The 21,570-nt window shown below is 41.4% G+C and carries 21 protein-coding genes; 8 read left to right on the plus strand and 13 right to left on the minus strand.

The features are described from left to right. Nucleotides 1–15: 15 nt before the first annotated feature. From AC1XUO_RS04115 to AC1XUO_RS04135, 5 genes are all read right to left on the minus strand, one after another. Entirely contained in the window at nucleotides 16–1,266 is a 1,251-nt protein-coding gene (locus AC1XUO_RS04115) for an MFS transporter (protein ID WP_483328483.1), read from the minus strand. A gap of 16 nt (nucleotides 1,267–1,282) precedes the next feature. Further along, complete coding sequence (locus AC1XUO_RS04120) at nucleotides 1,283–4,048, minus strand: TonB-dependent receptor (protein ID WP_483328484.1); 2,766 nt, start codon at nucleotides 4,046–4,048, stop codon at nucleotides 1,283–1,285. A gap of 32 nt (nucleotides 4,049–4,080) precedes the next feature. Continuing rightward, nucleotides 4,081–4,641 carry a carboxymuconolactone decarboxylase family protein gene (locus tag AC1XUO_RS04125; RefSeq protein ID WP_483328485.1) on the minus strand — a complete coding sequence of 187 codons (561 nt, stop codon included), beginning with the start codon at nucleotides 4,639–4,641 and terminating at the stop codon, nucleotides 4,081–4,083. Nucleotides 4,642–4,655: 14 nt separating this feature from the next. After that, nucleotides 4,656–5,195, minus strand: coding sequence for a carboxymuconolactone decarboxylase family protein (locus AC1XUO_RS04130; protein WP_483328486.1), 540 nt, complete (start codon nucleotides 5,193–5,195; stop codon nucleotides 4,656–4,658). Nucleotides 5,196–5,404: 209 nt separating this feature from the next. Continuing rightward, complete coding sequence (locus AC1XUO_RS04135; protein ID WP_483328487.1) at nucleotides 5,405–5,911, minus strand: hypothetical protein; 507 nt, start codon at nucleotides 5,909–5,911, stop codon at nucleotides 5,405–5,407. Nucleotides 5,912–6,127: 216 nt separating this feature from the next. On the opposite strand from AC1XUO_RS04135, the gene metG reads away from it, so the two are divergent. Continuing rightward, nucleotides 6,128–8,200: a methionine--tRNA ligase gene (gene metG / locus AC1XUO_RS04140; RefSeq protein ID WP_483328488.1), complete on the plus strand. Its 2,073-nt coding sequence runs from the start codon at nucleotides 6,128–6,130 to the stop codon at nucleotides 8,198–8,200. An 86-nt stretch (nucleotides 8,201–8,286) separates the two neighbouring features. On the opposite strand, the gene AC1XUO_RS04145 is transcribed toward metG, so the two are convergent. From AC1XUO_RS04145 to AC1XUO_RS04155, 3 genes are all read right to left on the minus strand, one after another. Then, entirely contained in the window at nucleotides 8,287–8,622 is a 336-nt protein-coding gene (locus AC1XUO_RS04145; RefSeq protein ID WP_483328489.1) for a hypothetical protein, read from the minus strand. Between the two features lie 276 nt (nucleotides 8,623–8,898). Further along, nucleotides 8,899–9,303, minus strand: a complete 405-nt coding sequence (locus AC1XUO_RS04150) for an Hsp20/alpha crystallin family protein (RefSeq protein ID WP_483328490.1) — start codon at nucleotides 9,301–9,303, stop codon at nucleotides 8,899–8,901. A 334-nt stretch (nucleotides 9,304–9,637) separates the two neighbouring features. Continuing rightward, nucleotides 9,638–9,913, minus strand: coding sequence for an Rdx family protein (locus AC1XUO_RS04155; RefSeq protein ID WP_483328491.1), 276 nt, complete (start codon nucleotides 9,911–9,913; stop codon nucleotides 9,638–9,640). A gap of 762 nt (nucleotides 9,914–10,675) precedes the next feature. Here AC1XUO_RS04155 and AC1XUO_RS04160 point away from each other — a divergent pair. From AC1XUO_RS04160 to AC1XUO_RS04180, 5 genes are all read left to right on the plus strand, one after another. Next, the gene (locus AC1XUO_RS04160) at nucleotides 10,676–11,062 is read left to right on the plus strand and encodes a hypothetical protein (RefSeq protein WP_483328492.1); all 387 of its coding nucleotides are present in this window, start codon (nucleotides 10,676–10,678) and stop codon (nucleotides 11,060–11,062) included. Between the two features lie 288 nt (nucleotides 11,063–11,350). Beyond that, nucleotides 11,351–11,782 (plus strand): hypothetical protein, encoded by a 432-nt coding sequence (locus AC1XUO_RS04165; protein WP_483328493.1) that lies wholly within the window; start codon nucleotides 11,351–11,353, stop codon nucleotides 11,780–11,782. Next, a complete protein-coding gene (locus AC1XUO_RS04170; RefSeq protein WP_483328494.1) occupies nucleotides 11,769–12,629 on the plus strand; it encodes a sensor histidine kinase in 861 nt (286 codons plus the stop codon). The genes AC1XUO_RS04165 and AC1XUO_RS04170 overlap by 14 nt, the downstream gene beginning before the upstream one ends. A gap of 4 nt (nucleotides 12,630–12,633) precedes the next feature. Next, the gene (locus AC1XUO_RS04175; protein WP_483328495.1) at nucleotides 12,634–13,290 is read left to right on the plus strand and encodes a response regulator transcription factor; all 657 of its coding nucleotides are present in this window, start codon (nucleotides 12,634–12,636) and stop codon (nucleotides 13,288–13,290) included. Nucleotides 13,291–13,482: 192 nt separating this feature from the next. Further along, nucleotides 13,483–14,163 (plus strand): type 1 glutamine amidotransferase domain-containing protein, encoded by a 681-nt coding sequence (locus AC1XUO_RS04180; RefSeq protein WP_483328496.1) that lies wholly within the window; start codon nucleotides 13,483–13,485, stop codon nucleotides 14,161–14,163. A 36-nt stretch (nucleotides 14,164–14,199) separates the two neighbouring features. On the opposite strand, the gene rfbC is transcribed toward AC1XUO_RS04180, so the two are convergent. Further along, nucleotides 14,200–14,742 (minus strand): dTDP-4-dehydrorhamnose 3,5-epimerase, encoded by a 543-nt coding sequence (rfbC, locus tag AC1XUO_RS04185; protein ID WP_483328497.1) that lies wholly within the window; start codon nucleotides 14,740–14,742, stop codon nucleotides 14,200–14,202. A 108-nt stretch (nucleotides 14,743–14,850) separates the two neighbouring features. On the opposite strand from rfbC, the gene pyrF reads away from it, so the two are divergent. Both pyrF and lysA read left to right on the plus strand, forming a co-directional pair. After that, nucleotides 14,851–15,678, plus strand: coding sequence for an orotidine-5'-phosphate decarboxylase (gene pyrF / locus AC1XUO_RS04190; protein ID WP_483328498.1), 828 nt, complete (start codon nucleotides 14,851–14,853; stop codon nucleotides 15,676–15,678). A gap of 50 nt (nucleotides 15,679–15,728) precedes the next feature. Continuing rightward, nucleotides 15,729–16,964: a diaminopimelate decarboxylase gene (lysA, locus tag AC1XUO_RS04195; protein WP_483328499.1), complete on the plus strand. Its 1,236-nt coding sequence runs from the start codon at nucleotides 15,729–15,731 to the stop codon at nucleotides 16,962–16,964. 92 nt (nucleotides 16,965–17,056) lie between these two features. On the opposite strand, the gene AC1XUO_RS04200 is transcribed toward lysA, so the two are convergent. The 4 genes from AC1XUO_RS04200 to AC1XUO_RS04215 form a co-directional block, all read right to left on the minus strand. Continuing rightward, nucleotides 17,057–18,439, minus strand: coding sequence for an aldehyde dehydrogenase family protein (locus AC1XUO_RS04200; RefSeq protein ID WP_483328500.1), 1,383 nt, complete (start codon nucleotides 18,437–18,439; stop codon nucleotides 17,057–17,059). Between the two features lie 12 nt (nucleotides 18,440–18,451). Continuing rightward, nucleotides 18,452–19,225: a glucose 1-dehydrogenase gene (locus AC1XUO_RS04205; RefSeq protein WP_483328501.1), complete on the minus strand. Its 774-nt coding sequence runs from the start codon at nucleotides 19,223–19,225 to the stop codon at nucleotides 18,452–18,454. A 287-nt stretch (nucleotides 19,226–19,512) separates the two neighbouring features. Beyond that, nucleotides 19,513–20,892 (minus strand): glutamine synthetase family protein, encoded by a 1,380-nt coding sequence (locus tag AC1XUO_RS04210; RefSeq protein WP_483328502.1) that lies wholly within the window; start codon nucleotides 20,890–20,892, stop codon nucleotides 19,513–19,515. A gap of 13 nt (nucleotides 20,893–20,905) precedes the next feature. Then, the gene (locus tag AC1XUO_RS04215) at nucleotides 20,906–21,529 is read right to left on the minus strand and encodes a DUF4230 domain-containing protein (protein WP_483328503.1); all 624 of its coding nucleotides are present in this window, start codon (nucleotides 21,527–21,529) and stop codon (nucleotides 20,906–20,908) included. Between the last annotated feature and the right edge of the window lie 41 nt (nucleotides 21,530–21,570).

A 21,570-nucleotide genomic window follows, 5' to 3' on the forward strand; every position in this document is an offset into this window, starting at 1 on the left:
CTTGAATTAATTAACCTATGATAAGTTCTTTATATTAGTATCCGTGCCTCTGCTGAACCAGGCAGCAGTCAGGGCGATGAGAAATGGTATTGAAAAAACCATTAACGCATTGCCAAAACCGCCAAGGGTTGCCACCAGTGCACCGATAAAAAAAACAGCAGTAGCAGTAAAAAAGCGGCCGATATTAAAGCAAAAGCCTGTCGCAGTTGCCCTGATCACTACCGGAAATAATTCAGGAATATAACTTGACAAAGCCCCCTGGCTGATACCAAAGAAAAGTGCTAATGCTGCTATTTCCACATAAATGACCGTATTGAAAGTGTGGTTTGTAATAAATAAAATGCCACACATAACGACACAACCGGAAAAAGTCATCATCAGTGTTTTCCTGCTTCCAAAATTCCTGACCAGAAAACCCGATAGAATTCCGCCGGTTATTCCGCCCAATCCCAGAAGAACCATGGTCAGACCACGTTGTTTCTGACCATCTTCGCCAGCTGCAAGTAATGTCTGAACCCAGGTCGGCAGCCAGGAAAAAATACCCCAAAGACCTATCAGAACGGAACCAAAAATCACAGATCCTGCGATTAGATTTGGTCTGTTTGTTTTATCAAAAATGCTTTCCGGTTTTCGGGAAAATTGTGTCCTTGTCAGTTGCCATGATGTCGATTCTTTTAATGTCAGTAAAATCAAAACAGCAACAACAATCGGAATAATACCAAGACCAAATGCCGGTCTCCATTCCGCAAAAAGCATGTTTAAACTTCCAGTCGCTACAATACCAATTGGAAAAGAAACAGCCAGAATTCCCAGCATTACCGGACGCGTGCGCTTCTCCCATATCTCGGAAATGTATACCGTTGATACCAGCAAGACGCCACCAACGCCCATTCCAGTCAGGAATCTTAATCCCATTAAAATGTACCAGTCCGGCACGATCACAACAAGACAAGTTCCTAAACCCGAAAGTGCTGTAACCAGAGCAAGCGTTTTGACCCTTCCGATTTTATCACTGACCAGACCAAAAAGTAATCCTCCCAGCATCCAGCCATATAAAAATGTCGCGTTCACATAAGCTCCGATTTCTCCCAGTTCGGCCTCCGAAACATTCCTCTTTAAAAGGTCAGGAATAGCAACCGGCAAATAAACCGACATCAAAGTGGATACAGTACCACTAAGGATATAGCTCACCATACACAAACCAAATGCGATCCGGTTTCTGGTTAAAACTTGACTTTTTGCCTCTTGCAATTCCAGGGTTTCCATAGTTATTTTTATAAACCTATCTGAATATTTGGTCAAAATTCAAGCTTACATAATACAATCCTCCAACTGCCGGAGAGCCATAAGCCTGCACGATATATTTATTCGTCAGGTTTGCTGCACCAAGTTTAACGATCGTTTTCAACGATGGAATTTTATAGCTGATCTGCGCATCCAATAAATTGTAAGCATTTATTTTACCCGGACGCATCTCCGTAAAGCTGCCATACCAATCGAACGAATCCTGCCAATGCCAGGCGACGCTAAAACCTAAATTCTCTGTAACTTTCGGGTTGCTGAACACCAGATTTGTCTTCCACTCCGGTGTATTGAATGCAGGGATATTATTTGGATTTGCATCGAGAATATTAAAACTCGCCCAGGTTGCATTAGCATTCAGACGATATGATTTCGGGAAAGAATAAGTCAAACCCGCACTTACACCCTGAATCGAAACCTTATCCGCAGCATTTGTATACAGTTGAAAAGCCTGAATTTTCCCGGCAGGAATATCTCCGGCAGCCGCAACATTAATGGATCCATCAGCGGCCAACACATTTGAATTGGGACGGATAACAACCGTATTGATTATAAAATCTGTGTACTGGCTATGATAATAATTCACATCAACCAGCAATTTTTTTCCAAACAAACCTTTGTAACCAATCTCATAACTTTTTACTTGCTCCGCCTTGATGTAAGGAACGTCTGACTTTACAAGCTTATCCTTATTATTGGCAACGGCTTGAGGGAAAGGCACACCTTGCTGCACTTCTTTTCCAAAAGCAGAACCAAAGGCTGAAACCGAAGCAGAAGTGAAAGAATTTTCATACGCATTCTGGCCAAGGGCATTGGATGGCGCACCGCCCAGAATAATAATCGGCCCGACATTTAATTTAATATACTGATCACTGATCGTTGGATTACGGAACCCGGTTTGATAGGATGCTCTGAAATTATGGTCACCAACTGAATAAACAGCGGAAGCGCGTGGCGTAAATCTCCCCTCAAAATTTTCATTTTTATCGTAACGACCAGACAGCGTAAGTTTCAAATGATCTTCAAGTAAAGATTTTGAAGCCTGAGCGAAGGCACCATATTCCTCGTTGGTCAGATTTTTATCTTTATCATCAAATAATGTCCCGCCGGTATTCAGGTAATATTTCCTGTAATTTCCACCAACCTGTAAATTGAAAACTTTAAGCATGGAACTGAAATCATACATTCCCTCGATATGTTCTAGTTTACATTCACTCAAAATTCCGGCTCCTGATAGTCCCCGAACTTTGATCAATCTTTCTTTTTCAGCGTCAAATGCCGCGCTGCCTGGCAAAACTCTACCCTGGTCAGCAAAGTCTCGCGCTACGTTATTATCTTTTCCGGTAACACCGCTGATCGTTCCGTTGTAAGCAGCAGCATATCTTGTAAACCAGGTCGCATCAGCCTTATCGGGCGTTACAGTAGCTCCATTTAGATCCTGAACCCAGGTCCGGTTTATTTGCTGTCCAAGCGCCCGGGTATTGTATGAGTTCGTTGATAATTCTTTGTTCGAATAAGCACGAACGTAAAAATTACTACCTTTTAATTCAAGGCGATGTTGTATCAATTTGAAATCGTTGATTACAAACCTGTTGCTGCCGGTATACTGCGCCGTTCCCTGATTAAAATTTCCCTGATAAATCGCTTCGATCTTGTCCGTAATTCTGTAATGAAGCGCGCCATTTAACTTTAAACTATACACGCCATAACTGGCAAGATCTTTTTCCTGATATCCCGTTCTGGAAACGCGGCCAATCCCAACAAGACTTTGCGCAACTTCATCTCCATAAATATTTAGGGAATTTTTACCCGGATTATTTGGGCCTCTGTTTTCGATCGGCGTATTCGGATCGATATCGGTGTAATCATTGGCATACCAATCTGTGCCTTTTAAATACGAAGCGTTTACTTTAAAAGCCAGTCTGTTGTTAAAAGATTTTGCGTACCGGACAGCCATGTCATACATTGGTTTCGCACCCAAACCAGTCCCATCTCCGATGTGGTTTACACCAAATTTTGTCTGAACACTTAATCCCTGATAATCAAAAGGATTTTTTGTTCTGGTATACAACATGCCGTTGAAAGCTACCGGGCCATAAAGCGCGGAGGCAGCACCCGGAATTAACTCGACACTTTCTACATCAAGATCATGAGGGCCGAACAAATTGCCCATGGCGAAACCCAAACCAGCCGGCTGATTATCCACACCTTCAACAAGTTGCAAAAAGCGACCATTTCCAGTGGTATTAAATCCACGCGTATTGATTTGTTTATACGTCAAACTGCTGGTCACCATATCCAGAGACTTCATATTGACCAAGCCATCATAAAAATTAGCGGATGGTGTCTGCTGAACACCACGGATATCCATTTTTTCAATGCTTACCGGCGAGCGCAGAATATTTTCTTCAACACGCGAAGCAGATATCACCACCTGGTCCAACTCTTCGGCTGATGATTTCAGAGAAATATTGAAAAACGAATTATTATTAATTTTCACTTCCTGGCGATCGTAGCCAACCAGTGAAATTATTAAAGTTGTTGATGAAGTTGTTATTTCAAAATTACCAGCGGCATTTGTGATCGTTCCGGCAATATTCCCCTTCGCCACCACGGAGGCTCCCGCCAGAGGCTGCTTCGTCTCAGAATCCTGAACCAGACCTGAAATTTTGGAAGATTGTGCTTTTGCCATCGTAGCACTGAGTAGAACCGTAAATAATATATACAGGTAAAAGTTTCTTTTCATAGGGAAGGTTGAACTGTTGTGATTACAAATTTTTATTTTTTCAAATGATCGTAACCTTGTGGCAGACGGTTATAGCCATGATTTACAATCCGCTCGCCCAGATATTGATAAAACTCCGGGTTTGTTGGCGTTACACTAGCAAGTCCGTCTACATACCTGTTGTAAAGACAAAAAAGCGCGGCGATCAAAACGGTGTCGTGAATTTCAAGATCCGTTGCACCTTCCGCTTTTGCCAGCAAAATAGCTTCCTCTGTCACTGCTTTTCCACTTTTCCGGACGAGTTTTGCGATTTTTAAAAGCGCTTTTATTTTGCTGCTGACCGGCGCAGAATCAATATCTTTTTTGACCATCTCGCAGGTAACCGATTCACCTAAAAGCAGATCAGCCGCGGCAGTGTGTGCTGTGGTGCAAAACGTGCATTCATTGTCATTGGAAACAACGCTAGCAATCAGTTCACGCTCGCCTTGTGAAAGCGTCGAGTCACCGCGAAGCAAAATCTGGGTGAGTTCTCGGATCGGAGCAGCCGTGTCCTGACTAAATTCCAGCAAACCGGTAATGCCCGGTAGATGTGATGGGAGTGGTATATGAGGCATTTTCAGGATGTTTATCAGAATCGGTTATAACCTACAAAAGCCATTCGTTCGCCCATTTCGCGGTAGGCCTCGTTTTCTTTCGGAGCCCAGGTTCCCAGGCCATCAACGTAGCGATTGAACATACAGAATGCGGCCGCAATCAATACTGTATCATGAATTTCTTCATCATTAGCTCCTTCTTCACGCGCTGCCTGAACATCCTCTTCCAATACATTTTTTCCGCTTTTCTGAACTTTGGCGGCAATGTTTAATAGTGTACGTAATTTTTGTGAAACCGGGATTGTGACAAAATCCTGCTTGATATCATCCAGCAGATCTAAATCACATGACAAATGCGCCATCGCCGCAGCACCGTGGGAAGTATGGCAGAAATGGCAATTGTTCAGATTTGAAACATAAGAAGCAATTAATTCACGGTCGCCGCTTGTCAGAGAAGACGGGCCTCTGAGCAGTACCTCAGCAAGTGCATTGAGCGGTTTAGCAGTTTCGGGACGAAAGTAGAAAAGTCCGACAATACCCGGAAGCTCCTCATTCGGTAAGGATATATGCGCCATTTAAGTATGAGCAATTTTATTCAGCCATAAACAATGACTGATCGCGGCTTCGCTGTAAAAAAGAGCGACAACCTACTGATTTTTAAATAGTTGAAATTTTTAGAGAAATTCCTGCCCTTGAAAGCGGAATGAATTATAGCCAAATCACTCCTTTGATATTAAAAAAACATCAAAGTGAAATCACCATAGTTCAACCAGGAAATAAAAATTTACACCAAATCAGGCGGCGGAGATGGGATACTCAGGAAGGCTTGTAGTAAAAATGAATGATAACGGTCGGCCGGATTAATTATTCCCTCAGACCATTCCATTACATAGAAAACATGTTTCTTACCAGAAGACATGTAATCTTTAAGAAAGCTCTTTAAAAGTGTTGATGGTGATTTCTTGTTCGAATCCGCATTATCACCTGCAACTTCATCGTTAATATTTGAAACAAGTGTCATAAAACGATCACGCGCGTTCTGATCAAATTCACAATGAACATACATCGTATCATTGATCAGCTGTCTTGTCCTCATTTGATAAAATTCACCTTCGTGTTCTATCTTGCCTTCCGCCTGCTCGGCATTATCCCAGCTGGTTTGATAAGGAAGTGAGACCGGAATTTTGATCAGAATATCCTTTGAAGAAGATTGTTTCTCTATAAAATCGTTATTTCCAGCACTTACGGTATACTTGTCCTCCAACAAATAGACTACAGAGTAGCCCATCATGTTGTAGAGCAAAAGCCCGCAAAGTAATATGGAAAGAATTCGACCCAAGGTTACAAAAGTAAAAGTTTTACTTATAATTGTACAAATATATAACAAGCATTGTAATTTCCAAACCCCGGATTATTTTCAGTAATCTACATAATTAACCTGCAACAATTTGTTACATTTTAATTAGATGTAACTTTGCACGATAAACTAAATTATAGTTAAAAATTAATGGCAATTATTGACCCTAAACGCTATACCGTAACGGCAGCATTGATTTATGCCAATGGACCTATCCATATCGGCCACCTTGCCGGATGTTACATTCCGGCTGATATTTACGTACGTTATCTTCGCTCAAACGGAAAGGACGTCGCATTTATCAGTGGTACGGATGAACACGGCGTACCCATCACGATCCGCGCAAAAAAAGAAGGACTTACGCCTCAGCAGGTTGTCGATAAATATTATACGCAGATTGACGAATCTTTCAAGCAACTGGGAATTTCTTTTGACGTTTATTCACGTACAAGCAAGAAAATTCACCACGAAACCTCGCAGGAAATATTTAAAGATCTGTATGAGAAAGGTGTTTTCATAGAAGAAACGACGGAGCAGTATTATGATGAAACGGCGCAGCAGTTTTTGGCTGACCGATATATCGTGGGTACTTGTCCGGTTTGCGCCAATCCAAATGCCTATGGCGACCAGTGTGAGCGCTGCGGATCTGCTTTGAGCCCGACCGAACTGATTGAGCCGCATTCGATGCTTTCGGGTGCAAAACCGGTGATGCGTCCGACGACAAACTGGTTTTTACCATTAGATACTTTACAGCCGCAGGTTGAAGAATATGTAAACAGCCATCCGGAATGGAAAACGAATGTGTTAGGGCAATGCCAATCCTGGTTGAAGGAAGGTTTGAAACCACGCGCCATGACCCGCGATCTCGACTGGGGGATTCCGGTTCCTGTGCCAAATACAGAAGGAAAAGTTCTTTATGTTTGGTTTGAAGCACCGATTGGATACATTTCGGCTACCAAAGACTGGCTTATCCAGAAAAATGGAACAGACGAAGGCTGGAAAAAATGGTGGCAGAAAAATGAAGACGGCGCGGAGGATACCAAGCTTGTTCATTTTATTGGAAAAGATAATATCGTTTTCCATTGCATCATTTTCCCGGCGACCATTATTGCTGAAGGAAATCTGGTACTGGCAGATAATGTTCCGGCCAATGAATTCATGAATCTTGAAGGTGATAAAATTTCAACTTCAAGAAACTGGGCGGTATGGCTGCATGAGTACCTGGAAGAACTTCCTGATAAACAGGATGTCTTGCGTTATGTATTGACAGCAAGCGCGCCAGAAACCAAGGATAGCGAATTTACCTGGAAGGATTTCCAAACGCGCAATAACAGCGAACTGGTAGGAATTTTTGGCAATTTCATCAACCGTGCGGTTGTTTTGACACAAAAATTCTGTGATAACAAAGTGCCGGTTGCGGGAGAATTGACAGAAATCGACCAGGCTGTTCTGGCTGAATTGGCTGCTTTCCCTGCAAAAATCGGTGATGCGATGGAGAATTACCGTTTCCGTGAAGCGTTAACTTTCACTATGGATCTTGCCCGATTAGGAAATAAATATCTTGCTGATACGCAGCCCTGGCACGCGATCAAAACGGATCCGGAGCGGGTTAATACGATTATGAATATCGCATTACAGATTTCTGCGTCACTCTCGATTGTATCCGAACCGGTTCTTCCTTTTACTGCTGAAAAAATTCAGAAGCAATTAGGCGTAACGGGCAAAAACTGGCTTGATGCCGGAAAACCTGATTTGTTAGAGGCAGGTCAGCCGATCAGTGAAGCAGGTTTACTTTTTGAGAAAATAGAAGATCACGTGATTGAGAAACAGGTTCAGAAACTACACGATGCCAAACGCGCGAACGAGCTGGAAGGAAAAGTTGTGGCTCCGGTGAAGACTGAAATCCAGTACGATGATTTCGCAAAAATGGACATTCGTGTAGCTACGATCGTTGAAGCGGAAAGTGTTCCGAAAAGCAAGAAACTTTTGAAACTTAAAGTGGATATCGGCAGCGAACAACGTACCGTTTTGAGCGGAATTTCCGAACATTTCAAACCGGAAGATATTATCGGTAAAACTGTTTTGTACCTTGCCAATCTTGCCCCGCGTAAAATGATGGGGATGGAAAGTCACGGCATGATCCTGATGGCAGAAGATAAGGATGGAAGCCTTGCCTTTGTTCAGCCCGGAAAAGATGTTTGGAATGGCGGAACCGTCAATTAACAACTGATCCGTATTGATATAAAACAAAACCCTATTGCCAGGAGCAACAGGGTTTTGTTTTATATCAATCAAAAATTATCAATATGTTATTCGAATTCTTTTTTCAATTTGTCATAGATAGCATTTACACGTTCCACCAAAACCTCACATTCTTCATTGGTCATATTTTCTATCGTATTCGTCACAGCATTGGACACAACCCTACCCTCTTCATTAACTTTCGCTCCCAGTTTCTTCGTAGATCCCAAAATATTCTCCCACTCAACCATAAGATCGTCCGAAAAATATTTAGGTTCTATAATATTAAAATAAGCTGCCTGAGATTTTAGCTGATCTTTTGCATGTTCAGTAGAATCAGACGAACGCAGACCTTCGGCCAACTTCGAGAGTTCGATATAAGCGAAGATGTTTGATTTTTTCATAACGTTGTATTAAATTATTTTGGAGGTATTTTATATACGAATATACGCATATACAAATTTATTTTTTTACCCTTTAATGGAGGTTAATCGTATCTTAACATTAACTATTAGATCGATACAATAAATTCAAACCTTTAAACCATTTGCACAACCAGTCGCTGGAAAAAATCAGTAGTTATGCCTAGAGAACGTATCGTTGTCCAATTTATTAGGCAATAAAAAAGCCTCACAAAAAGTTGTGAGGCCTCCTAAAATTCAGATATTCTCCTTTTCCGATTACCAACGCTCGATATCCACTTTTCTACGAAAATCATCTTGTTGGTGATTGAATGGAAGAAATAGGACCAGCTGACGTTTTCTTTCGTCATATTTTGCAGTAATGTTATCGGCATCAACTCCATCAGGAATTGTCAGTGTGCTGATAAAATGAATTGTTTTCCACTGTTCTTCTCGCCCTTCATCCTGTGAAAATATTGGTAAAAGGTGATATAAACGCATCTTATTTTTTACAATTTCAAGTTCCAGATCATCCGAATCAATCCCCGGAGCCTTTACTGTTACCTGGTAGCCGTCTGTTCCTTTTACAAGTTGGACAACCGGCTCACTCGTTCCACCGTTAATGCTATTTGAAAAATCAATATGCATCAACATTTCCCGGGGTATTTTTATTTTACTTTCCATGTGTTCCGCGTTTTGTATTAACTTAACTATACACTTAACAAAAACATTTGTACCAGAATTTCATCTTCAAAAGACACTAGATTAAAAAAAATTCAATTATAAATGATAACCTGTTGATTTATAAATTATTAGAAATACTTGTTATAATTTCTCACCGAGAATTTTATTTATATAAATTTCGTAGTGGCTGACAATTTAACCGATTTGTTTGCATGAAATGCCATAATGTCCTTTAAATCTATCTTCCTTATAGACTCAAATACATCATAAAGGTTTAATGTACCATTTTAAATTATTACAGATTAATTATGTTGAATATACGATTTTGTCACGCTTATCGATCATTATGCCCTAAATCCCGATTTGGATCAATCTGGTCACGAACACGCTGTTTCATCTCTTTCGGCTCAGGAAAATGGCCTTCTCGTTTGCGGTCCCACAAAATTTCGTCATTCAACCTGATCGTGTACCGTCCGGCGACCTCGGATGGCACCAATGTAACTGCATGAATATCTTCCGTAAAAGTGGTCAGCAGTTCTTGTGCCATCCAGGCTGACCGTAATAACCAGCCGCACTTCGGGCAATATTCGATTGTAATAGTGGGTTTCATCTTGATTCTTTTTTGATAAAGTTAGTTACAGATTCCTTATCAAAAGACGAGAATGAAAAGAAGATTTATTGTGAATCGGGAATCAAAACTCAGAAATTGATAAAAACCAATATTTCTTGCAGTGGCTTCCCTTTTGGTTACCGTGGAAATATTAAGGGACTGATCAAATGTTTTCTCCCCATCCCATAACTATAAGGTATAATGACCATCTATGAACATGGACAGGTCAAACAACTTCTCATATTTTTATAGATCAGTACATTTTCGGTAAACAGCAAATTCCTGTTTCCATCACTGGTGCGGATGCGTACCCGGTCGGTATCCGGCCAGTTATAAGTCAATTGAAATTTCAGTGGCTTAACCTGCATTACATAAAAATCAGAATAAAAAGATGAGAAATAAAAAATCCGGAATGAACTTTCATCCCGGATTTTTATACTTACCTAACCTTTAACCTTAATCATATGCTGTGGAAATACGTTTCATGGCTGATACGAAAGTACAAGAATGTCATTTTCTATTTTAGCGTGAATATCCCTGATTTTAATATCGCGTAGTCCTATTATTTCTAGTGGTAATTACCCCCATTCTAATACGTAAATTTACGTGTTTTATTTAAATAAATTAATACAATATACTCAAAATCAATTACTTATATGATAATATACGAGAGCTATAATTTCACATGCATTGCAATGCATATGGTTAAGATTAATTTTACGTATAATTGAATTTATCGCAAATCCCTCTTTTTTCAGTATTATGGCAAAGTTTACAGGTAATGAAGGCAGACTTATTTCCGCACTCGCGGCCAAAGCATTAACAGAACCACATCAGGCAAAAGAAAAGGCTATTTATGCCCGTGGAGAAAATTTCATTAAAGCTGAATTTTTTGGTATAAATACCTTTAAGAAATTAATCGAGCCCTTGGGAGACAACTGTGTAGGATTTCGGGTTTATTATGGCGCGCAAAATGAAGACCATGAAGGAGATGAGCCTGTCATTGGAAAAGGGAAGCCTACTTCAAGATTGGTAATAGTGCCGGTTGACGCAAATGGCAGGGACATTACGAAAGGTATGGGACATAAGGATATGCCTGCTGATGATGATGCTATGGCTGGCGGGCCGACCTGTCCCTCACGTTGCTAATGATTACTAATTGAGACGTAAATGTTTGAGGGTTATTTATCTTTCTGTCAGAGACAGCCAATCGCAAGTATTTCCGTTTTTATCACCGTTGTACCCATATTCGCGATCTGGTATAGAAGAGCGTTTATTGATCCGGCGTTTAGGCTGCTTTTTGTCTATCTGATTTTAAAATTGTGCATCGACCTGGTAATGTTTCATTACGCCTCCAAGAGAGTCAATAATATTTTGTACTACAACATCGGCGTCTCCATACGTTACGCGCTTTTAAGTGGTATGTTTTATTATAAAATGGATAAAAAGATTTTCAAAACCGGAATACTGATATCCATAGGTCTCTTTATATTATTTTTTATTTGGGATTTTTTGCACGTTAATCCATTGCTTTCAGATTTGCATAATCATCGTATGGTGCTCTATGCAACCACCTTGGAAAGCCTATTAATGCTATTTTGGGTGCTTTTGTTTTTTTACCAAACAATTCAGGCACTTAAAATCCCTAACATATTGACGTTTCCTTTCTTTTGGGTATGTTCAGGTTTATTATTGTATTATTCTACCATACTATTTATTGCCCCTGTTTTAAGTTATACTGAAAAATGGAATAATAAAATCGATATTGGTTTTCTACACGATATGCCTTATATTTTTGAAAGTATCTCAATGGTACTTTTTGGTCTCGGTACTTGGATATTTTCTGCACGGTATTATGCTCGAAAGTGACGAATTAAAGTGGGCTTTACTAATTGCAACTATGGCAATGTTAATGATGGCATTTTTTGTGATCCTCTTTGTTGTGTTCTATCAAAAACGACAATTATCACAGGAAAAAAAACTTCGGGAAATTGAAAAAGACTATCAGCGTCTTTTACTCGATACTGCGTTAAACTCTGAAGAAACAGAACGTCGCAGAATTGCACAGGATTTGCACGATGATATTGGGACGATGCTGTCTCTGACAAAACTTAGCTTAAACCAGCTTAGCAAACTAACTGTTGACAGTGGCGTAAAAGAGGACCAGATGATGCGAAAATCCCAGTCCCTTCTTGAAGAAACAATCCTTCATGTACGGCGGATTACACGGGACCTGGTACCGACTACGCTGGAAAGATTTGGCCTGGCTGCAGCTATCGAGGAATTTATCAGCAAACTTGAAGCGGATAATCATTTAAAACTTTCTTTTCATTCCAACACCGAGGATGCTCCCCGACAGAGCGCGAAGGTTGAGCTCACGATCTACCGGATCATGCAGGAACTCGTCAACAATTCGATCAAACATGCGCAATGTTCGCAGATTGAAATTAACTTGCAGATAAATAGTACCATTATCGGGCTTCAGGTAACTGATAACGGCATAGGTTTTGATCCTGAAATGATTAGGGAAAGTAAACTGGCAGGTCTCGGCTTACTTGGTATAGAAAGCCGGCTCGCCATTGTGGATGGAATCATCGCTTATGAAAAACCTGCTATGGGCGGCTGTATGGCGTATGCCCAGATACCGGTCGTACCCGCTTCCGCCACCAAACCGGAACCATTACATCCATTTCGCCGTGAGCGAGCGATAATTTAGCAGCATGAAAACCTTGAAACTTGGCATAGCAGACGATCACGAATTATTCAGGAAAGGATTCATTTCCATGCTGAGTAATATTCCCGATTTTGATTTTGTTCTGGAAGCGGCAAATGGCCAGGAACTTCTGGACAAACTTCCCGGAAACATGCCTGATATTGTTTTCATGGATCTGCAAATGCCTGTGATGGACGGTATCCAGGCAACAGAACTTGCTTTTGAGCGTTTTCCTGAGATAAAAATTATTGTTGTTTCTATGTACAACGAAGACCGTTTTGTAATACACATGCTCGAAAAAGGAGTTCAGGGATACCTTTTAAAAGATACCAGTCCGGATGAGGTTGAAAAAGCGATCAGACGTGTATCAGAAGAAGGATTTTACTACAACGATTTTGTATCAAAGGCCATGCACCGAAAAATGGTGAACCGTCAGCCCAATAAGCATCCGTTTTTCCCAAACTCTTGTAACGTTGCCCTTTCCGCCAGGGAAAAAGAAGTTCTTCAGTTAATATGTGATGGACTATCAACTACGGAAATAAGTGATAAACTTTTTATCAGCGTCCGAACGGTTGAAGGTCACCGGCTAAGAGTTCTGGAAAAAACGGGCACAAAATCTACCGCGGCGGCTGTGGCGTTTGCGTATAAAAACCAGCTCTTGTAAAATCTTTTAATATAATTTCACGCCAAGTTTTAAGAGTTAAAATGAAAGAACGCAAATAGCTTTGCGTGCTTTCATTTTAACTTTTTTGCTTTGCGTGATATCCTTCTTTCAATTTTATTTATCTTTCTACCTTATTAATGAATGACAGAACTACTCGACATTCTCTCATTCAAAATTCAATCATTGATCAAAATGAAAGTACTTATTGTATGTACCAATCACGACAGCTATCCGTCAAAAACGGGAAAGACAGGATTGTGGCTGAGTGAGTTGACGCATTTTTATGATGCCATGACAAAGCGAAAAGTGCTGGTTGATATAGTAAGTCCGAAAGGCGGGACGATTCCAATTGACGAAAGAAGTTTTGACCTGAAAGATGAGATCAATCAGAAATGTTTGAATGACGCAGCGTTTTTAGCAAAATTTGAAAAATCGCTGAATCCAACGGAAATCGTTGCAAAAGATTACCGCCTCATTTTCTTTACCGGAGGGGACGGAGGTATGTGGGACTTCCCCGATAATATTGAATTACAGCAAATTACAAAAATAATTTACGAAAACTACGGAATGGTAACCGCCGTATGCCACGGTGTAAGCGGACTTTTGAATGTAAAATTATCCGACGGATCCTATCTGATTGAAGATAAATACGTTACAGGCTTCTCCCATGTTGAGGATACCTTGATGAGTTTTGTCAGTGAAATCCCTTTTCATCTGGAAGATAAACTTCGGGAAAGGGGCGCGCATTATACCAAATCCATGATTCCATTTATTGAATACATTGAGATGGATGAACGCCTGATCACCGGACAAAATCCGAATTCTGCCGGAAAAGTTGCCTCCAAAGCTTTGGAGGAACTTTTTGAAAAATAAAAGGCTCCTGATAATCACAGAAGCCTTTTTTTAATTTTATACAAACTTTTCGAATAAAGCCTTGAACGTTGGGAGAATTACATCCTTTTCTGAAACAATAGGATTTTCAACGCCCCAGTCAATGCCCAGTTCAGGATCATTCCATAACAAGCCCGATTCAGCGCCTTTGTTATATACGTTGGTACATTTATAACTAAATACGGAATCTTCGAGCGCTACAAAACCATGTGCAAAACCCTCAGGAATGTATGCCATGTTGTTGGTATCACTGCGTAATTCAAAAACTTCATGTTTTCCAAAAGTTGGAGAATCTGGACGAATATCAACAGCAACATCCAAAACACGCCCTGATATTACACGGACCAATTTCCCCTGAGCAAAAGGTGCATTCTGAAAATGCAGGCCTCTGACAACGCCTTTGATTGAAAATGACTGGTTGTCCTGGACGAAATTCGTTGGCAAGCCTAATTTTTCAAACACTTCCTCATTGTATGACTCAAAGAAAAACCCTCTGTCATCCTGAAAAACGCGTGGGAAAATTTCGACTAAACCAGCAATAGATGTTTCACGGATCTGCATAATGACTTTTTAAATTACCCTTTTTAAGATTGTAACAATTTAATGTGCGCTCAAATTTATGAATCTATTTGCAGACGTTGTAATTTCGGCACATTATTTCGAAATAACATGACATACGAAGCGCTTTTTGACCAAATTTCCCAAAAGAAATCTTACCTCTGCGTCGGACTTGATACCGATATACGTAAAATCCCTGCTCATTTACAGAAAGAGCGTGACCCGGTTTTTGAATTCAATAAACAGATTATTGACGCCACAGCTGATTATTGCGTTTCTTACAAACCCAATATCGCATTTTACGAAGCGCTGGGCGCAAAGGGATGGGAAAGTTTGCAAAAAACGATTGAGTATATTCCAAAAAGCCATTTTACGATAGCAGATGCCAAAAGAGGTGATATCGGAAATACCTCGGGACTTTATGCCCGAACTTTCTTCGATCCATCTTCATCGGGCCTGGATTTTGATTCGGTGACCGTCGCGCCTTATATGGGAAGCGATTCCGTAAAACCATTTCTTGATTTTGATGGAAAATGGGTGATTCTTTTAGCCTTAACATCAAATTCAGGAGGATCTGATTTTCAGCGACTCGAAACAAGTGAAGGCCTGCTATATGAACAGGTGTTGAAAACTTCAAAAACCTGGGCCGGTGCTGATCGGATGATGTATGTGGTTGGTGCGACACAGGCGAAGGATCTGGCCAATATCCGCACGATCGTTCCTGACCATTTTTTATTGGTTCCGGGTGTTGGCGCACAAGGTGGAAACCTCGAAGAAGTATCACGTTATGGTATGAATAAATCCTGTGGGCTACTTGTCAATGCTTCCAGAAGTATTATTTACGCCGGCGACGGTCTTGATTTTGCTCAAAAGGCGAAGGAGGAAGCGCAGGTTCTACAAAAGGAAATGGCTGTATATCTTGACAAATATTGCAAATAAGTCACCTTCCGCTTTCTAAATATTAATTTAATACCATCCAATTATTTCCAATGCAGCTTTCAGAACAAAATACATATACAATTCAAGATATTGACCCAACCCAGCTTGTTGAGCAATACGGCAGTCCTCTTTATGTTTATGATGGATCCACAATTCGTCGTAAAGTGGAGGAATTACAGAGTGCTTTTTCAAGCATTGATATGAAGATAAAATTTGCCTGCAAATCGAATACGAATCTTGCCATTTTAAGATTGATGCGTGAAATCGGTGTTGGCCTTGATGTCGTTTCGACTGGCGAATTGGAAATGGGAAAACTCGCCGGATATGATACGACACAAATCACATTCACCCCGAGCGGTGTTCCATTTGACGAAGTAAAAACAGCAGTTGAAGCTGGTGCGATCGTAAACGTTGACAGCATTCCTTTGCTGGAATGGTTTGGGCAAACTTATGGAAATACAAAGCCATGCCTGATACGTCTGAAACCGAACGTAGCTGCTGGTGGAAATATTAAAATCATGACGGCCCACGCAGATTCCAAATTTGGAATTTCGGTGCTGCTTATGGACCAGATTTTGGAAGTTGTTAAAAAATACGATATCAAAGTTATTGGCTTGCACCAGCATACCGGGTCAGACATAAAAGATGCTGAACCATTTTTGCAGGTAGCGGATATCCTTTTCGAAGCTGCGTTGCAGTTCCCGGACCTTGAAATTATTGACTTGGGAGGCGGCTTTAAAGTTTCCTACAAACCAAATGATCCGATCACTGATATGGAGCTTTTGGGAAATAAAATTTCAGAACGTTTTAAAAATTTTTGCGCTAAATATGGCCGTGAATTGCAACTATGGTTTGAACCAGGGAAGTTTCTGGTGAGCGAATGTGGTTATTTGCTGGTCAATGCGACTGTGGTAAAGAAAGATCCGGCCCGCACCTTTGTTCATATCGACTCTGGTTTGAACCACCTTATCCGTCCGATGATGTACGGTTCTTACCACCATATCCTGAACATTTCTAATCCGGCGGGTGAAGAAATGGATTATACTGTTGTGGGTTATATCTGCGAAACAGATACGTTCGCTACCGATCGTCCGCTACCGGAAGTTCGTCAGGGCGATGTTCTGGCGTTTATGAATGCCGGCGCATACGGTTTCACGATGAGTTCAAACTACAATGCCCGTTTCCGCCCGGCAGAAGTTTTAATTGACAACGGCACCGCGAAATTGGTAAGAAGACGCGAGACTCTAGAAGATCTTCTTCGCACGCAGGTAGGTTACACAGAGTAGCATAGAGGTAAATTGAAAGAGGACCACAGCGTTTAAATAATTCAAACTGTGGTCCTCTCATTAACTCCGTGGCCATCTGTGTAACCTAAAAACTACCCTATTTTCAAATGGAAAGATTTTGCTTTTGTTAAAGCTTCGTATCCAACTTTTGAAAGCGTCACTCCCCTACCAGAATTTTTAACACCCGTCCAGGCAAGAGCTGGATCCAGATAATCGCAGCGGTTCATAAACCATGTTCCCGTTTCAACCTGCGCCCCAATTTCCAAAGCGGCATCAATATCGCTTGTCCAGATAGAAGCCGTCAAGCCATATTGGCTATCATTCATTAATTGAATCGCTTCCTCATCACTTTTCACAGACATGATTCCGACAACGGGAGCAAAAGTTTCTTCCGTCATTACCTCCATGGAATGATCGACATTGACCAAAACCTGTGGTGCCATATACGGCGTTCCTTCTTTATGTGAGGGAAAAAGCGACGTATCAATAAGTGCTTTTGCGCCTTGTTTAACTGCTTCATCCACCTGTTTCTGAGCAAAAGCGGCAGCAGATGTTCTTACCATCGGGCCCAAAGTTGTGTCCGAATTCAATGGATCGTCTAAGGTGTAGGTCTTAGTAAGTGCTACGAATTCCTCAACAAACTTATCATAGACATCTTCGTGAACATAAATCCGTTCGATACCGCAGCAAGATTGTCCGGAATTAAAAAACGATCCATCTACAAGATTTTCAACTGCATCGGCGAGGTTTGCATCAGCGCGCACATAGGCAGGATCTTTACCTCCAAGCTCCAAACCTCCTACGATAAATCGCTCATTGATCGATTTTTGAACTGCATGTCCGCCTTCCACAGAACCTGTAAATGCAACATAAGAAGTTCTGGGATCGGCAATAACCTTTGCTACCTTTTCGTGACTTAAATGCAAATATTGAAAAACACCATCCGGTAAACCTGCGAAGGCAAATGCCTCGGCATAACGCTCGGCACAAAGAGGCGTTTGCTGGGCATGTTTCAAAATAACCGTATTTCCAGCCATAATCGCCGGAATAACAGAGTTGACCGAAGTGAGATAAGGATAATTCCATGGCGCAACCACAAATACTACACCAACCGGATCACGTCTGATAAACCGCTTAAAGCCCGAAATTTCTTCTACCTCAATGTCAGCCAGAGCCTGTTCTGCGACTGAAATCATATACTTCGCACGCTCCTGAAATCCTTTGCGAATTTCATTGGCTGTGTACCGTATCGGGCGCCCCATTTGCCAGGTCAACTCCAAACCGATTTCGTCTGCATGATTCAGGAAGTATTCCACAGCCTTCAGACAAAAATCAGCGCGATCTTTAATCGACGTTTTTTTCCATTCTTTCTGCGCTTCAGTTGCTTTTGCCAAAGCGTTTTCGATCATTTCATCTGTCGCCAATGGCCTTTCCAGGTATATGGATCCATCAACAGGACTTATTGTTTTTTGCATAAAACCGAAAATTTATAATGGCGTTACGTAGGCGGAAGTAATCCCTCCATCAACCAGAAAGTCAGTACCGGTAACAAAAGATGATTCATCTGATGCAAGGAACAAAACGGCAGAAGCCATTTCTTTTGCTTCACCAAAACGGCCCATGGGTATATGTACCAGACGACGTTGTTTCTTTTCTTCTGTATTCAAAAATTTCATTAGTAACTCTGTCCGAAGAGGGCCCGGGCACAAGGCATTTACACGGATGTTTTCACGTGCGTGAATGATCGCCAATTCTCTGGTCAAAGCTAAAACAGCTCCTTTACTGGCTGTATAAGCAACTTGCGGGGTTGCAGCTCCTAAAATTGCGACAAAAGAGGCAGTATTAATAATGGATCCTCCTCCGGCCCGCTGCAATGCCGGAATACCATATTTACAACCAAGAAAAACTCCCTTTGCATTGATATTCATCGTCAGATCCCAGATAGATTCTTCGGTCGTTACCGCATTATCATCATCGCTATGCATGATACCAGCATTGTTGAACATAATATTCAACTTTCCAAATTTCTCTTCCGTGAAGGCAACCATCGCTTCACAATCGGCTGCTTTTGAGACGTCGGCATGTAGATAAAAAGCTTCGCCGCCTTCTGCGGTTATCATATCTGCCGTTTCCTGCCCGGCTTCGTCGTTGACATCGGTAATAACAATCTTCGCTCCTTCTGTTGCAAACAAAAGAGCAGTTTCCCGGCCGATTCCACCACTTCCACCTGTGATGAGGGCGACTTTGTTTTCTAAACGCATTGGATGGTATTGGTTAAAATTATAGTAATTGAGCTTATTATTGTTTAAAATTTTCTGGTAATTCCAGGAGGCTCCTACGGAGCCAAACCTTACGCGTTATAATTCATTTCTATAAACAGGAAGCCGCTGCCCGGCTGGACAATTCCAAATTTTTAAAACTAATTTCTATTCACGAATTTCCAGGCTTACTACCTCGCTCCATTGGAGCTTCCTGTTTATAGCAATTGATTCTAATCTTTTAAAATTCCGGCTCCATCGGAGCCTCCTGCCTAACTCCTAAGTTTCACTTATATCCTTTCGAAATACCGTTTGCGCTCCCAATCCGTAACTGACATATCATATGCCCGCTGTTCTGTTTTAAAAAAATGAGTGTAATGTTTCACAACATCTTCTCCAAAAGTCTCCTTAGCAAATGTACTTTGTTCAAAAAGAGCTGTTGCCTCGGCAAGTGTGTACGGGACTCTTGGCAAATGCGATGCTGCATAAATATCTCCTGTAAAACATTCCGGCGGTTCGATTTTATTTTTTATTCCGGCCAAACCTGACGCAAGTGAAGCTGCAAAAGTCAGATAAGGATTACAATCTGCGCCGGGAATCCGGCATTCGATCCGCAGACTTGCCCCATGTCCGACTACGCGAAAACCCGCCGTGCGATTGTCATAACTCCATGCAAGCCGCGTAGGAGCCCAGGAGCCGTCGACAAAACGCTTGTAGGAATTCACTGTTGGCGCGTAAAACGGCATAACGTCCGGCACATGTTTTATCCAACCACCAAGAAACCAGCGAAAAATATCCGATCCTTTTACCGGCCCAAATTGCTGCTCTCCGGCAAAGGCGTTTTTGCCGTCTTTCCACAAACTCATGTGAATATGGCTGCTGGACCCCGCCTGCCCCGTTGCAAACTTTGCCATGAAAGTCACCGAAAACCCCATGGCATCGGCTACTTCCTTCATGCATTGTTTATAAACAACATGGTTATCCGCCATGGGCAGAGCCTCATCATACTTCACATTCAGCTCATGTTGTCCTAAACCCCACTCGCCTTTGGACGTTTCGATGGCTATGCCGGAGTTTTTCAAATGCCTCCTGACCGCCGAAGTGAATTTTTCATTTCTCGTCCCTTGAAGTATATGGTAATCTTCGAGATAATATCCGGCCGGGGTTAAGTCTTGGTAATGCTTTTGAAAAGCATCCTTATAAGTGTTTTCTAAAAGATAATATTCCAGTTCAGACGCTGCAAAACATTTTAAGCCATCATAGTCAGCGGCATTTTCAAGCTGCTTATTCAGGATAGAACGCGGTGCGACAGGAACCGGAGCATGGGTTTTTTCATCAAAAATATCACAGATAATTAGCGCCGTTTTTTCCAGCCAGTCTGCCATACGCAAGGTTGAAAGATCTGGAACCATGTGAAAATCGCCGTAACCAAGCTCCCAGTTCGCATAAGTATATCCCGGAACCGGCTCCATTTCCATATCGGTTGTCAAAAGATAATCACAGCCGTGTGTTCCCGATTTCAGCACACTGTCGATGAAATATTCAGCGTCCACCCGCTTTCCCAGCAGGCGCCCGTAATGGTCTGTAAAACCTACGATAACAGTTTCTATTTCTTCAAGCTGAACTTTTTTTTCAAAATCTTCCTGTGTGAGAAATCCTTTAACGGGCATAAGAAAGTGGTTGTTAGCGTAATTTATCTATTTTCGTACTCATTGGAAATTTTAACATCACCTTTTTACCTGACGCTTTTTCAAGCATGGGCGTCAATATTTTTGTTGCATTTTCCTTTGTCTGCTCCAAAATCCCCATATCCAGGGCTGATTTCTGAATTTGCTTTTCTGCTTGTAAAAATGCATCATTCACAAGTTTCCCCTCTTCCATAAAAGCGTATTCCGTGTTATAAACTTTGGAATGTTCGTGATCAATTTTGAAAACACATAACTCAGGTTCAGGCATGTTCACTACTAAAATCTCTTGGTCAGAGGTAATGTCAGCGATCTCAATTTTGGTTAAATCCACACAACCAATTGCTTCTCCCTGCACAATGATAACGGCTTTTGCATTGGGAAGCCAGGTTTTGACAACCTCCTGTTCAACCACATCTTTAAAATTATATTTTACCAGTTCCAGCTTTCCCATGGCTGTCATTTCTTCCAGCACCAAAGTGTGAACCGTCTCCATTTTGTCTTTTCCCGAAACCCAGTCGGGAACCCAGTTTCCCGTGCTGAAATTATCCCACATCGACTTTAACCCGACCAAAATAAGTACGAATAAAATAAATCGGATAAGGAATGGTATTAAGCGCATACAAATATTTTAAGTAAAACATCTCTTTATCAATTTGTTAC

It is taken from the genome of Dyadobacter sp. HNCC25DJ186 (assembly GCF_056895235.1).